The 12,037-nt window shown below is 39.3% G+C and carries 19 protein-coding genes and 1 riboswitch; of the genes, 8 read left to right on the forward strand and 11 right to left on the reverse strand.

The window, feature by feature from the left end; translation table 11 throughout:
- Positions 1-139 precede the first annotated feature (139 nt).
- The 4 genes from MHB45_RS18435 to MHB45_RS18450 all read right to left on the reverse strand — a co-directional run bounded on the left by MHB45_RS18435 (position 140) and on the right by MHB45_RS18450 (position 1,265).
- On the reverse strand, positions 140-295 hold the full coding sequence (locus tag MHB45_RS18435; RefSeq protein WP_072273482.1) for a YvrJ family protein: 156 nt from the start codon (positions 293-295) through the stop codon (positions 140-142).
- Positions 296-336: 41 nt separating this feature from the next.
- Entirely contained in the window at positions 337-555 is a 219-nt protein-coding gene (locus MHB45_RS18440; protein ID WP_048687483.1) for a DUF2922 domain-containing protein, read from the reverse strand.
- Between the two features lie 43 nt (positions 556-598).
- Positions 599-817, reverse strand: coding sequence for a DUF1659 domain-containing protein (locus MHB45_RS18445; protein WP_048687484.1), 219 nt, complete (start codon positions 815-817; stop codon positions 599-601).
- A gap of 145 nt (positions 818-962) precedes the next feature.
- Positions 963-1,265, reverse strand: coding sequence for a DUF2798 domain-containing protein (locus MHB45_RS18450; protein ID WP_309247778.1), 303 nt, complete (start codon positions 1,263-1,265; stop codon positions 963-965).
- Positions 1,266-1,384: 119 nt separating this feature from the next.
- On the opposite strand from MHB45_RS18450, the gene MHB45_RS18455 reads away from it, so the two are divergent.
- A complete protein-coding gene (locus MHB45_RS18455) occupies positions 1,385-2,248 on the forward strand; it encodes a LysR family transcriptional regulator (protein WP_072273483.1) in 864 nt (287 codons plus the stop codon).
- Between the two features lie 146 nt (positions 2,249-2,394).
- Entirely contained in the window at positions 2,395-3,054 is a 660-nt protein-coding gene (locus MHB45_RS18460; RefSeq protein WP_048687486.1) for a hypothetical protein, read from the forward strand.
- 43 nt (positions 3,055-3,097) lie between these two features.
- Here the strand turns inward: MHB45_RS18460 and MHB45_RS18465 are convergent, their stop codons facing one another.
- The 4 genes from MHB45_RS18465 to MHB45_RS18480 all read right to left on the reverse strand — a co-directional run bounded on the left by MHB45_RS18465 (position 3,098) and on the right by MHB45_RS18480 (position 5,023).
- The gene (locus MHB45_RS18465) at positions 3,098-3,352 is read right to left on the reverse strand and encodes a sigma-G-dependent sporulation-specific acid-soluble spore protein CsgA (protein WP_034309781.1); all 255 of its coding nucleotides are present in this window, start codon (positions 3,350-3,352) and stop codon (positions 3,098-3,100) included.
- A gap of 108 nt (positions 3,353-3,460) precedes the next feature.
- Entirely contained in the window at positions 3,461-3,658 is a 198-nt protein-coding gene (locus MHB45_RS18470) for a helix-turn-helix transcriptional regulator (protein ID WP_034309784.1), read from the reverse strand.
- Positions 3,659-3,686: 28 nt separating this feature from the next.
- Positions 3,687-4,178, reverse strand: coding sequence for a DUF6773 family protein (locus MHB45_RS18475; protein ID WP_048687487.1), 492 nt, complete (start codon positions 4,176-4,178; stop codon positions 3,687-3,689).
- Between the two features lie 275 nt (positions 4,179-4,453).
- On the reverse strand, positions 4,454-5,023 hold the full coding sequence (locus MHB45_RS18480) for a dihydrofolate reductase family protein (RefSeq protein ID WP_048687488.1): 570 nt from the start codon (positions 5,021-5,023) through the stop codon (positions 4,454-4,456).
- Between the two features lie 208 nt (positions 5,024-5,231).
- Here MHB45_RS18480 and MHB45_RS18485 point away from each other — a divergent pair, with 208 nt between their 5' ends.
- Together MHB45_RS18485 and MHB45_RS18490 are read left to right on the forward strand one after the other, a co-directional pair.
- Positions 5,232-6,158, forward strand: a complete 927-nt coding sequence (locus MHB45_RS18485; protein WP_072273484.1) for an NAD(P)-dependent alcohol dehydrogenase — start codon at positions 5,232-5,234, stop codon at positions 6,156-6,158.
- An 816-nt stretch (positions 6,159-6,974) separates the two neighbouring features.
- A riboswitch (purine riboswitch) is annotated at positions 6,975-7,078 on the forward strand.
- Positions 7,079-7,256: 178 nt separating this feature from the next.
- Positions 7,257-8,126, forward strand: a complete 870-nt coding sequence (locus MHB45_RS18490) for a 5'-methylthioadenosine/S-adenosylhomocysteine nucleosidase (RefSeq protein WP_048683700.1) — start codon at positions 7,257-7,259, stop codon at positions 8,124-8,126.
- Positions 8,127-8,235: 109 nt separating this feature from the next.
- Here the strand turns inward: MHB45_RS18490 and MHB45_RS18495 are convergent, their stop codons facing one another.
- Positions 8,236-8,607: a hypothetical protein gene (locus MHB45_RS18495; RefSeq protein ID WP_034309797.1), complete on the reverse strand. Its 372-nt coding sequence runs from the start codon at positions 8,605-8,607 to the stop codon at positions 8,236-8,238.
- Positions 8,608-8,999: 392 nt separating this feature from the next.
- Between MHB45_RS18495 and MHB45_RS18500 the strand changes: the two genes are divergently transcribed.
- Genes MHB45_RS18500 through MHB45_RS18505 form a run of 3 tightly spaced genes read left to right on the forward strand, consistent with a single transcriptional unit; the run spans position 9,000 to position 9,904 of the window.
- Entirely contained in the window at positions 9,000-9,176 is a 177-nt protein-coding gene (locus MHB45_RS18500; RefSeq protein WP_161922230.1) for a hypothetical protein, read from the forward strand.
- On the forward strand, positions 9,172-9,522 hold the full coding sequence (locus MHB45_RS28345; RefSeq protein WP_081088702.1) for an Abi family protein: 351 nt from the start codon (positions 9,172-9,174) through the stop codon (positions 9,520-9,522). The genes MHB45_RS18500 and MHB45_RS28345 overlap by 5 nt, the downstream gene beginning before the upstream one ends.
- Positions 9,440-9,904, forward strand: a complete 465-nt coding sequence (locus tag MHB45_RS18505) for an Abi family protein (RefSeq protein ID WP_142953121.1) — start codon at positions 9,440-9,442, stop codon at positions 9,902-9,904. Before MHB45_RS28345 ends, MHB45_RS18505 begins: the two co-directional genes overlap by 83 nt.
- A 146-nt stretch (positions 9,905-10,050) precedes the next feature.
- Here the strand turns inward: MHB45_RS18505 and MHB45_RS18510 are convergent, their stop codons facing one another.
- Both MHB45_RS18510 and MHB45_RS18515 read right to left on the reverse strand, forming a co-directional pair.
- On the reverse strand, positions 10,051-10,776 hold the full coding sequence (locus MHB45_RS18510) for a ZIP family metal transporter (protein ID WP_072273488.1): 726 nt from the start codon (positions 10,774-10,776) through the stop codon (positions 10,051-10,053).
- 156 nt (positions 10,777-10,932) lie between these two features.
- Positions 10,933-11,271 carry a hypothetical protein gene (locus tag MHB45_RS18515; protein ID WP_072273489.1) on the reverse strand — a complete coding sequence of 113 codons (339 nt, stop codon included), beginning with the start codon at positions 11,269-11,271 and terminating at the stop codon, positions 10,933-10,935.
- A gap of 204 nt (positions 11,272-11,475) precedes the next feature.
- Here MHB45_RS18515 and MHB45_RS18520 point away from each other — a divergent pair, with 204 nt between their 5' ends.
- Positions 11,476-11,970, forward strand: coding sequence for a L,D-transpeptidase family protein (locus tag MHB45_RS18520; RefSeq protein WP_072273843.1), 495 nt, complete (start codon positions 11,476-11,478; stop codon positions 11,968-11,970).
- Positions 11,971-12,037 lie beyond the last annotated feature (67 nt).

The following is a 12,037-nucleotide window of genomic DNA, read 5'->3' on the forward strand; positions in this document are numbered from 1 at the left end:
ATTGGGATTTTTGATGAACTAGCTACAGTTTTATGTATACCCGATAGTTTTGATATAAAACTAGAATCTATTAAAACTTTTCCATTTTAAAAGGAAAAGCCTCATGGATGCTATCACCCATGAGGCTCCCCGCTTATCCTTAACCTGGCTTCGGAATCCCTTCTCGCAGGCGTTCTGGCAGCTCCATAAGGGTTTCATTCAAAGTATCCAATTTCGTTTCAATCCTATGAAGCAAATAAAGGGTAACAATGATCGGGAACCCAATATCACTGACAAACGGCAGGATTTGATCCAATTTTTTCACCTCTCTTCCAGGGTGACCAACAAGACCCGCTCTTAGATGAGTTCCACTTCCTCGACATTCCGCTCGACAAGGCGTGCCGCTTTCAAATCGACGAAATCCCCTGAAGATGTAACGAACATGTTCCCCGCAATGATTTTTTCCATTGCCAGTTTAACCGTATTCACTTCGACCGGCTCCTTCGGATTATCAACGGAAATCGTCGCTGACTTTCCTTCCTCCGTAACGAAAATCAATTCCAGTACTTTAGCCATTTCAAATCACCTCCCCCGCTTTCGGCCTCTTTCCAAATACCGTTTAGCCAATCAATGAATACATATCCACCCGGGTCACTTCACCCATTGGATAATTCTGCACACTTGTGATTGCAACAGCCGTCGAAAACAACTGATCCGCCGTCGCCTCGACCTTGATGTTCGAAAAGGTTTTCCGCTTGAAAACGAGAGCCCCTTTTTCATTTAACCCCGTCTCAAAATCGATCCGCAACGTACTTGAAACTGGAATCTGGTTTGCCATGCCACTCACCCCCTTTCACACTCTATATAAACTTTTACAGAATGAAAGTAGCATGATCCTGAAATTTTGCAGGGAAATAGCAAAAAAGCTCCCCATCATTTGGGCAGCTCTAAAATCAGGAGATCCTTTTAATTATCTACTGTCATCATCCATTGTCTTCTTCTCTCACTAATAAATCCTTCTCAATCATGAGCGGTTCTTCTACAAAATTAATTCTTCTCATTATTTGTTGTATGACTCTCGGAAAGAAGTAAGCTCCAAAGAAAGCACAAGTAAAAGCCTGTGACCAAGTTTTTAACCATGCAGATAAGAATTGATGATCATACCCCCTATTTATTGAGACTAATATGAATGAAATAAAAAAGGACATACAAAAAGCCATTATACATGCATAAATAATATTTCTGTATTTAACGTTAATCTTCATTATTTTCTGCTTCAACTCCATGATTTAATTTTAGATTCCTTGATATTTCCCAACTATATTTTATTTCTTCCATTTACATTAGTAAAACCAATTTTTATAATAGATCTATTAGAATTACTAATACAAAGGGGTTAGTAGGGTTGAATTCGTATTATGCTTTTATCAAAACCATAGAAACAGGCAGTTTTACAAAAGCGGCTGAAGAACTTGGCTATACGCAGTCCGCCATTAGCCAAATGGTGCATTCATTAGAGGAAGAGCTTTCCACCACTCTTATCTTACGTTCTCGAAAGGGTATTACACTGACACCAGATGGCGAGGAATTTTTGCCATATATCAGGAAGATTTGCAATTCACATAGGGAACTGACTGAAAAGCATAAAGAGATGGAGGGACTGCAAAGCGGCCTTATTCGAATTGGCACCTTTTCCAGTGTTACATGCCATTGGATACCAGGATTGATCAAGGATTTTAAGGAACTTTATCCAACTGTACATTTCGAATTACATCAAGGAAATTATACGGAAATCTCAAACTGGATTAAAGAAGGCAGCGTAGACTTTGGCTTTGTGAATTCAAATGTTTCGGATTTAACTACGATTCCCTTGCAAAAAGATGAAATGGTGGCTGTAATGCCAGTAAATCACCCTTTAGCATCATCCACAGTAGTCTCCTTGGAGGGATTGCTAAAAGATCCTTATATTCTGTTGGATGAAGGAGTGATACATGAACCATTAATGATTTTTAAACAGTACAATTTTGAACCTGATACACAATTCCGGGTATATGATCCTTATGCGATTATGTCCATGATTGAACAAGGGCTTGGCATTTCGATTTTACCGAAACTGCTCTTACATAAATGTCCTTATAATATTGTAACGAAAAGCATCTCTCCTTCTATTATCCGAACCATTACTTTGGCGTATAAGGATAAAAGGGTATTGCCAATCGCCAGCAGGTATTTTATTGACTTCATCATTGAAAGGTATAGGGAAATCTAACGTCCTTGCTTTTATCTTATTTTCCCTTTACATTCTTTTTTTATAACTTACATTCCTGATGTGAAGTTAAATTGCAGTTGCCTTTAAATGGCATGTCATGTTCGGCTTTTCTGGGAAATAATAATCTCGAAAGGAAGTGGATGTTGATGTCATTAGAATGGTTTGACAGAGTAAGCGGGGAATTGCAGGATCATCTTAAATCAATTTGTGAGAAATACGATCGCAATGGCAGTATGATCGTGGAGCGCGGGTCTAAGCATCCACGCATCGAGTTTTATACAGAGCTGGAAGACGATGAGCGGGATTATTTTTCCTCGCTGTTTTTTGATCCGTATAATGAAGAATTTTATATGGAATCGTTCGATCCGGATTTAGGGCAGATCAGCAAAGTCATTCTTTCGGATATTGAAGATATCATCGATGCTGTCCACGAGAGCTTCCATAACTATTTGGAAGAAGATGAGGATGATGATGATTACGATTATGCATATGAAATGGATATGGATGATGAAAATGATGATTTGTATGATCCTGACGGCGAAAATTCCGATATATACGAAATCGATGTAGATTGGGAAACGCCTGAAGTGACTGCCTATATCCAGGATAATGAAGTGGAGGTCACCTATCAGTTCGGTATCGTTCAGGAGACGGGTGATGGTGTGCTGAAACGGATCAATCGGATTCGGACAGCGGATGATGATCTGATAAAGGATGAAACGAATTTCATTTTCAGCAAGGAAGAAGCAAGCACGATCATCGCCATGATAGCCAGTCATATGGATTCACTTAGTGAAATGGAATAAAACCAACAAAACCTTGTCCATGATCATCATGGACAAGGTTTCATCATATAATGATCAGTTCATATACCTCTGATAATTGCGTGACCCGTTCCGAATCACTCGCTTCCTTTGCATGCTTGATTTCCTGAGGAAGAATATGGTTAAGGAGACTGGCCTCTTTACCGGATAGCTTATTGACGAGTTCTTCTTCCGAATGAAAGTGTCCGCTTTTGATTTTATTATATATTTCCTGCGCTTCAGGATATTGGTCCGTATAGTTAGACAATATCTCACGTAAGTAACCAATCGTACGATCCATCAAACCATCCCTCTCGAATGTTAGATTTTTGCTTACATGCTATACCTTCCCCCATTTTTTGATGATAAATTCCTGAAAAAAAAGATATCCAAGTCAATGGATACCCAATTAGTCTTCTTCCCAAAACAAATCATCCAATGTACGGGATAATGCTTTACAAATCCCGACACATAAACTTAATGAGGGATTATACTTTCCGGATTCAATCAATCCTATCGTTTGCCTGGATACGCCGACAATCTTGGCCAGTTCTTCTTGTGACAAGTCCTTTTCTACTCTCGCAAGCTTCAGTTTTATATTTTTCAAGGGACAGCACCTACTATTTCTTATTATCTTAGCTATTTTTCATTCCGATTTTCTTCGCCAGCAAGTATATACCGCCAAAAAACAGAAGTAAAATCGGCAAATAGATCATAACGGATACAAATGATACCAATACAAAATACCATACGCCCTGGGAACTGCCATCGGCATAGGATACAGCACTATTCACGCCCATGAATATAGCGATGATAAGTGCTAAAGCAACCGTCCCAAGAATCGTCTTCTTGCTCATCGGTGTTTTGCTGTTGCGGTCATGCATCTCCACTTCATCCCAGAATACACCTAAGAAAATCGAACGAGCTAAGTAATACAGCCCCCCACCAACAAGAATCGCGAATTCCAGATATAACTCCCCGCTGCCTGCACCATATTTATATAATTTGAAAAGTGCACTCGCCAGGCAAATGACCAAGATGACATAATACATTTCTTTATAAATTTTATTTCTAACATTCTCAATCCGCTCATCCGTGATCTTTTTCGTTCGTTTAAATAGATTCATCTTTAATCGACCTCCATTTAATTCCAACGCTTACCCTTATTATATGATTCATTTTACTTTTTGCAACATATATATTACATTTTATAATTTATAAATTGCAATATGTATAAAAAAAGGTATCCACACATCAAGTCCGGATACCTCGCTAGCCTTATTTAGGGTTTTACTCATAAGTTTTGGGGATTTACTCGTGAATTCTAAGCATTTACTCGTGAGTTTTTGGGTTTTACTCGTGAATTCATCATTTTACAAGTATATATCATCATGCTTAACCATTACTCTTCATTAAGATGATAGCAAAGTTGGACGACGCCAGAGGAAAAGCTTTTTGTATTAACCAGATTTAGGTTCAATCTCTCCTTTATGTCTATAAACAAAGGTTTTCCTTCCCCTAAAATAACAGGGTGAACAGATAACCTGAATTCATCAACCAGCCCCAATCTTATAAAAGAAGTAATAAGACTTGACCCTCCATAAAGCCAGATGTCTTTACCAGGCGTATTCTTTATTTTATTTACTTCTTCAACAATATCATCATTTATGATCGTTACGTTATTATCAGTGCTTTTTTTCGTTTTAGAAAACATGAATTTTTCTTTGCCATGAACGATATTCCACATTTCTTTCTCAGTATCGGATACCTCATTTTCTGGCGTATATTGCCCCCATAAATCATAGCTTTTTCTTCCATAAAAAATAGTATCAATTTGATTCAAGAAATCAATGAACCCCATTTCAGAGTCCATAATGCACCAGTCGATTTCTCCTTTCGGCCCTTCAATAAATCCATCTAATGTAACTGCTAAATCTAAAATTATTCTTCTTGGTCTTTCGTTCATGGTCATTCTTTAATCTCCTTCTGTCGTGTATCAGCAAAGCCAAAGGCTTCGCGGCATTATCCGAATGAACGTACTCTTGATTGCCTCAGGGAATCCCCCATGAAGCTCACTGCTTTTCAACATTTCATCAGAAGTTACTTCAGTTACGTTAGTTTTATCTTACAGCTTCTATCATAGTATTAAAAGATTGTATCAAAAACTAAGGAGACTTGCGATGAAAGCAATGGTATGCACGAAATACGGCTCACCCGATGTACTGGAACTCAAAGAGGTAGTAAAGCCAACCCCAAAGGAAAACGAAATACTGGTAAAGGTTCACGCGGCAACAGTGGCTTCCGGGGACGTACGAGTCAGGAGTTTCAATAGCCCTTTCTTATTATGGCTGCCGATGCGACTCTTCCTGGGCCTTAGAAAACCGCGAAAACCGATACTCGGAGTGGAGTTGTCCGGGGAGATAGAAGACACGGGGAGGAATGTGACGAAATTCAAAAAAGGCGACCAGGTTTTTGCCATGACTGGAATGAATTTCGGGGCCCATGCCGAATACACATGCTTACCCGAAGACGGCCCAATCGCAATGAAGCCTGCCAATATGACCTATGAAGAAGCCGCCGCCGTTTCTTTTGGCGGAACGACAGCTCTGCATTTTTTCAGAAAAGCCAATATCCAGGACGGACAAAAAGTCCTCATCTATGGCGCATCCGGTTCGGTAGGCACTTCCGCGGTACAGCTGGCCAAATACTTTGGAACAGAAGTTACCGGAGTATGCAGTGCAGCTAATTTTGAATTGGTGAAATCATTGGGAGCCGATAAAGTAATTGATTATACGGAAGAGGATTTTACGGAAAGACAAGAGCGATATGATATCATCTTTGATGCAGTCGGGAAAAGTTCGAAAGCCACATGCAAAAAAGCACTAACCCTGAACGGGCGATACGTGTCCGTTGAAGGACAGGGCATAGCAAAGGAACGTACGGAAGATTTACTATTTCTCAAAGAGCTCATCGAAACTGGAGAATTAAAATCGGTCATTGATAAACGCTACCCGCTGGAACAGATTCCCGAAGCTCATCGATACGTAGAGCTAGGACATAAAAAGGGAAATGTCGTGATAACTTTGGTTGATGATGATCGACCCTGACAAAACCCATAGTGTTTTTATTTGAAAAACGTTCCAGTTGATTTCAGAAATCCGCTCCCTTTCCGCCGACTGTCTGCCAAGCCTCCTCGACGCAAGCGTCTGTGGGGTCTCGGCTAGCCAGTTATTCGGCAGGAGTGTCGCAAATTTCTTCCATCCATTGAGGATTACAAGAAAAAAACATGAAGGATAAACTAGTCTTAAAATAGGGTTCGGAATAAGACGAGCCAGCAGTTTTTTCTTTTAAAACACAAAGTTGATTGGAACGGAAGGTGCGAGACTCCTGCGGGAAAAGCGTGGCCAATGGAGACCCCGCAGGCGAGAGCCGAGGAGGCTTCAGGACCGCCCGCGGAAAGCGAGTGCCTGGAGTGGATACACTGACAAAACTGTAGACAAAAAAGATTTCTATCTTTTAAAACAAAGTTGATTGGAACGGAAGGTACGAGACTCCTGCGGGAAAAGCGCGTCTAGGGGAGACCCCGCAGGCGCAAGCCGAGGAGGCTCCACGACCGCCCGCGGAAAGCGAGTAACTGGAGTGGAAATCAACGATCAGATTTACATCTAAACCATAGTCTTGTTTTAAAGTTATGTTCGGGTTGAGACACTTCCGAATCTTCTATCTCTGACTTGGCCTTTAAATTATACGATTCGAAAATCACCCACATTATGATTGTGTCCAAATCCCACTAAAACCCATTTACCTTGTAAGAAATAGCTTTTCCAACGAACCACACCACTCAAAACACGAACATTATATTATTTTTACATTTTAATGTTCACTTTTTCATTGATTATCTAGCATTTGTTTGTTATATTAGCAAAGTAATAATCGTAATTACTCGTATATGCTCGGAAATATGGTCTGAGCGTTTCTACCTGGTTCCCAGTTAAAGAACTAGACTACGAGTTAAAGTATTCGGCCGCCCGCTTTTTGAGCAGCTAATGATTTAGCAATCGCTTCATTTTTGCTTGATCATCTATACTTTGACTATCGTAGGTCTAGAAGGCAGCATTCATTCTGCCGTTCTGGACCTTTTTCTTTGACCACAACTGCGAGTGTTTCAAACAATCGGATAATTTGTTTTTAAGGAGAGAAAAAACATGTTAAAAAAGTACACTCTATTAGGAATCATTACTTTACTTTTCGTGTCGGTGATTGCAGCTTGCAGTTCTGCTTCCAAAAATGAAACGGTCGAGAAAAAGACACAAAGGCCTATTATGGTTCAAGGTCCAATGCCAATCGAAGCTGAAAATTTCGCTAAAAAGCTAGAAAATGTTAAAGAAGAAAAATCAGGGGATTTTGTATTTTACATTGGAACTTTAGACAATTATCCTGTAATCGTTGCAAAAACAGGTAAAGGGATGGAAAATACGGCTGCCGCTACAGCAGTGGCAATGGAAAGATATAACCCTATTGCCATCATCAATCAAGGGACATCAGGTGGACATGATCCAAGCTTAAACGTTTTTGATATTGTTTTAGGAGAAAGAACGGTAAACCTAGGTTCATTAAAAACGGCCGATAAAGCTGTAAACGAGGGAATCGATCCAACCATATGGAAACCAATGGACCTAATGGCTTCTGAAGGAAGTGCAGGAGAAGATCCTAACGCTGAAAAACCACGCTTCTACGAAGGAGATAAGGATTTACTCGCAGCTGCTCATGCAGTTAAAGATACCTACACAAAAGGTAAGGTTGTCGATGGTACTATCGGTTCTGCGGATGTTTGGAATAATGAAGTGGATCGGATTAAATGGTTCCATACGAAATATGGTACATCCGTGGAAGAAATGGAAGGAGCTTCGGCAGCACAAATCGCCAAAGCTTACGATGTGCCCTTCCTAGGTATACGAGTGCTATCCAATAACAAAGTGAATGGCGGTAAATATAACCCTAATACAGCAGCAGCCAATCAAGAATATGTGTATGATGTGGTCAAAAAATATATCTCTTCGATGCCAAGCAAATAAGATCGGGCTAGGAACATATAGAATTAGAATCTTTTTGGTCAACTATCCCTATAATGAAAAAAAGAAGAGCACAGATTATGTGCTCTTCTTTTTTTCGCGGGTGCCCTAATTAGCTGACTATTGATTCTTCCTCCTTGCAAAAGGTTAAGCTGAGGCTATTCAACGTGTAAAGTCTAGCGGTGAAAATGAATAAATCGCTGTAGTTATTTTCAACGTACTCTTCAATGATTGCCATCCCTTTTCTGAATCTATCAACTAATAAGTGCGTATAGTTTTCATCCCAGGTAAACCGGTTGATCCGTTTAAGTTCATCGGCCAACACTTGAAACTTAAACTCCTCAACAAGAAGCTTCAATTGATACAATTTATCTTTATTTAAACAAAAGCAGTTGTTTTCATTTTCATGATTTTCCCGGACGAATGTTATGAAACCTTTTAAATTATCAGCTAACATATTCGCTATTTGCATCTCGAAGTTCATTTCCAACAGCTCCTCAATGTCCAAAATCTATATGAAGAGTGTATGATTTGAAATGATATTTTAACACCAACAATTCCTTTTTCGAGATAGATTCCTTCGCTATACTTTAAAGTCTTTCTGGAATTTGACTGCTGATGATGGCAATGACCAATAGCCCCAGCTTACCGATCCTTATTAAGCTGCGCCAATCTTGATCACCAAAATATTGCATCCATATAAACCTAACATTCATTTGTAATTAGGATGGTTTATTTAATATTTCCTTATTTTACTTATTGGTTCCTTGACATTAGATAAAGTGAATGATAGGTTAAAAGTAACAGAACCCACCACGCCTCTTAACAATGCGGACCAAGGTGGGTCATCTTATTTATTCAAGGAGAAATGTAGGCATGAATCCTGAAAAAGATAAGCCGACTGGAAAACTCCCCACTACGTATAAAGAACAGGTAGAATTATTTAGAAACAAAAATTTGCATGTTGAGAATTCTGAAAATACAGAAAAATCATTACAAAGGATTAATTATTATCGTCTATCTGCTTACGGACTTACTTTAAAATCCAATTAATAATGAGCAATATGTAAACGGAGCATCATTTAATAAATTACTATCATTATATGAATTTGATCGTAAATTAAGAGTATTGCTTATAAGTGTATTAGAAACTATTGAAATAGCCTTCAGAACTCATACTTCTTATGAGATTGCCCATAGATTTGGTCCTCTGGGCTATAAAGATAAAGAAAACTTTATAAATGAAAAATATCATAAAGAATCTCTGGATGAATTGAACAACTTAATAAAAAAAAGTCGTAAAGGTGAACTATTTATTGAACATCATTACAAAAATTATGATGGTAACAATTCCAATTTGGGTGGCAATAGAAGTGACTCCGTTTGGTTTCCTGTCTAAACTATATAGAAATTTAAGCGAAGATGTAAAAAAACATATAGCAAAAATATATTATAACGTTCCATATCTATACTTAGAAAGTTGGTTGCAAACATTATCCAATGTTCGAAATGTCTGTGCTCATTATGGACGCTTATACAATAAAAAGTTAACTTTTAAGCCACGTTTGTTTAAAGAAGAAATGAAACAATTTGATAACGGATTTGCATTTGCTGCAATATACATTATTCAAAGATTATTGACTAAAGACGAAGGGCAAAGATTCATTACTGATTTACAAGCACTTATATTAGAGTATGAAGATAGCTTGGAATTTTCCCACATAGGGTTCCCCACCAATTGGGATGAACTTTTATCTAAAATTAAAAATCAAAAGTCTTAATTGTAAAAGAAAATTAATGTCAAACTCTTTCTTTTGTAGATTAGGTTTATTAATTAGCTTTTTCCATTTTCACCACAACTTTCTCATTCTACATTATTAAATTCCCCACAAAAAAAATTGCCCCCCTTCCTTCCAAGGGGACAATCTCACATCGAATCCAGAACTAAAGAGATAAGCAGGCCCGCAGCGGTGAATATGCCCGTGATCGGCCCTCCGTCTTCAAATGCTTCAGGCATCATCGTTGAGGCGATCATGGCAATGATCCCACCGCCTGCAAAGGCTGCCATCGCTGCCAGGACATAGTCCGGGGCATGATCGAGGAATAGATAGCCCGACATCGAGGAGAGTGCCGAAATGATCAGGACGGAAAACCACAGCAGCATGATTTTCTTCTTGGAATAGTCACTTTTGAGCAGACCGGTTGTACTTGAGAGCCCCTCCGGAATATTACTGATGAAGATGGCAATGACCAATAGCCAGCTTACCGAGCCGCCGCTTATTAAGCTGGCGCCGATCATGATCGACTCCGGTATGGCATCCATCACGGTTCCGATGAAAATGGCTAGGCCCGCTTCCTTCGAAGAGCTATTATTGGACCGTTTCCTTTTATCCGCACCTTTTTTGGAAATAAGAAAATCCAAGGCTGTAAACACGCCGGCCCCTGCTATGAATCCGATCCCCGTCGCCCAGATTCCACCATCACTCACCGAATCAGCAAGCAGCTCATATGCCGCGGCGCCAATCAATACACCCGTACCAAAGGCCATGATATAGCCAATGATGTTTTTCTTGATCGGAATGAGGATGGCGGCAAGTGCGCCAAGCAGGACGGCAGAACCCGAAATCCCTCCCCAAAAGACCGCATTCCACATAGAATTCCCCCATTTCCTTTTTATAGGATAGTGTACCCGGGTTGATGTTGGGGTAAACAAGGGGCCGCTTTTTGCTATTCCAGCAAAAAAAAGCAGGTATATTCGCTGCCAGGGTTTTTGTGTATAGAATGGTAGAGTATCCTGCTCTTCGCTGCCTTATATGACTGATATTTGCGGTTTTCCTTCTTCTCTTTCACTAACCTTTTCGATTTTATCGACAAACATTTGAAAAACCTTTCTCTTTTCTTCCAGCTCTTTTATCGATTCTTTCAGTTCATTCAATTTTTGTTCAAAAGGTTTATGATAGAGCTCGCGGATGTTTCGTATAATTTCATCATTTATAGTGGATTGTACAACCTGTTTGGTAATATTGAATTTATAGGAATAAACCTGAAGTTCACGCTTAACTTCATCATACTCTTTTTCTATCCCATTTAACACATCACTGATTTCTTCATTCCATTCTACTAAAGCCTTTTTCACATGTTCCTCCACCTTTATTCCCCCTCTTTAACTAACAAAAATCCATCTCGATAAAAACTTATTTTATCAAAAGTTCATTTCGGTTTCTTTTCGGCTTAGTTACTTAACAAATAAGTTTTATTAAAAACAGATAACAGCTAATGACGAGTTACGAAACACTTTTGAAAAATCACATAGAATGGAACATGACAACTATAACCTATGGAGGTGTTCAGACTGATTCATACAGTTAAACCAGGTGAAACACTGACACAGATATCCAGGGACTACCGGAAACCGCTATCTGAAATCATCGCTGCTAACCCGACCATAAATCCAAATGTCATTTATATTGGCCAGCCCATTATGATCCCTGGTTTTCCCCCTCCTGATACCATTCCATTTCAGATCGATGTGTCCGTTAATAATCGTAAGTTAAGGCTGCTTAAAAATGGAGTACTGCAAAAACAATATCCGATTGCCGTTGGAAGAATGCTGTCCGGTACACCAGTAGGACAGTTCATCATTATCAATAAAGCCCCTAACCCTGGAGGCCCATTCGGGACGATGTGGATGAGTTTATCAAAAGAACATTATGGCATTCATGGAACGAATGATCCCAGCTCGATTGGTAAAGCCGTCTCAAAAGGCTGTATTCGCATGCATAATCGGGACGTGGAGGAATTATCAAGGATTGTTCCAATCGGGACATTGGTTTCGATTCATCCTTAATGTGTTTGTTTACTCTTATATAAATAAGCCGACAGAATTATCCCATCGGCTTATTTTTCCGTAAACG

The organism is Peribacillus sp. FSL K6-5616 (assembly GCF_038008245.1).
Lineage (GTDB): Bacteria > Bacillota > Bacilli > Bacillales > DSM-1321 > Peribacillus > Peribacillus frigoritolerans.

What these genes read in the sequence shown, in the direction of transcription:
- MHB45_RS18490 (WP_048683700.1), top strand. Translation starts at nt 7,257, where the DNA reads ATGTTAAAAAAGTACACTCTATTAGGAATCATTACTTTACTTTTCGTG.
- MHB45_RS18485 (WP_072273484.1), top strand. Translation starts at nt 5,232, where the DNA reads ATGAAAGCAATGGTATGCACGAAATACGGCTCACCCGATGTACTGGAA.
- MHB45_RS18445 (WP_048687484.1), bottom strand. Translation starts at nt 817, where the DNA reads ATGGCAAACCAGATTCCAGTTTCAAGTACGTTGCGGATCGATTTTGAG.
- MHB45_RS18475 (WP_048687487.1), bottom strand. Translation starts at nt 4,178, where the DNA reads ATGAATCTATTTAAACGAACGAAAAAGATCACGGATGAGCGGATTGAG.
- MHB45_RS18510 (WP_072273488.1), bottom strand. Translation starts at nt 10,776, where the DNA reads ATGTGGAATGCGGTCTTTTGGGGAGGGATTTCGGGTTCTGCCGTCCTG.
- MHB45_RS18495 (WP_034309797.1), bottom strand. Translation starts at nt 8,607, where the DNA reads ATGAACTTCGAGATGCAAATAGCGAATATGTTAGCTGATAATTTAAAA.
- MHB45_RS18450 (WP_309247778.1), bottom strand. Translation starts at nt 1,265, where the DNA reads ATGGAGTTGAAGCAGAAAATAATGAAGATTAACGTTAAATACAGAAAT.
- MHB45_RS18460 (WP_048687486.1), top strand. Translation starts at nt 2,395, where the DNA reads ATGTCATTAGAATGGTTTGACAGAGTAAGCGGGGAATTGCAGGATCAT.
- MHB45_RS18500 (WP_161922230.1), top strand. Translation starts at nt 9,000, where the DNA reads ATGAATCCTGAAAAAGATAAGCCGACTGGAAAACTCCCCACTACGTAT.
- MHB45_RS18440 (WP_048687483.1), bottom strand. Translation starts at nt 555, where the DNA reads ATGGCTAAAGTACTGGAATTGATTTTCGTTACGGAGGAAGGAAAGTCA.
- MHB45_RS18480 (WP_048687488.1), bottom strand. Translation starts at nt 5,023, where the DNA reads ATGACCATGAACGAAAGACCAAGAAGAATAATTTTAGATTTAGCAGTT.
- MHB45_RS18465 (WP_034309781.1), bottom strand. Translation starts at nt 3,352, where the DNA reads ATGGATCGTACGATTGGTTACTTACGTGAGATATTGTCTAACTATACG.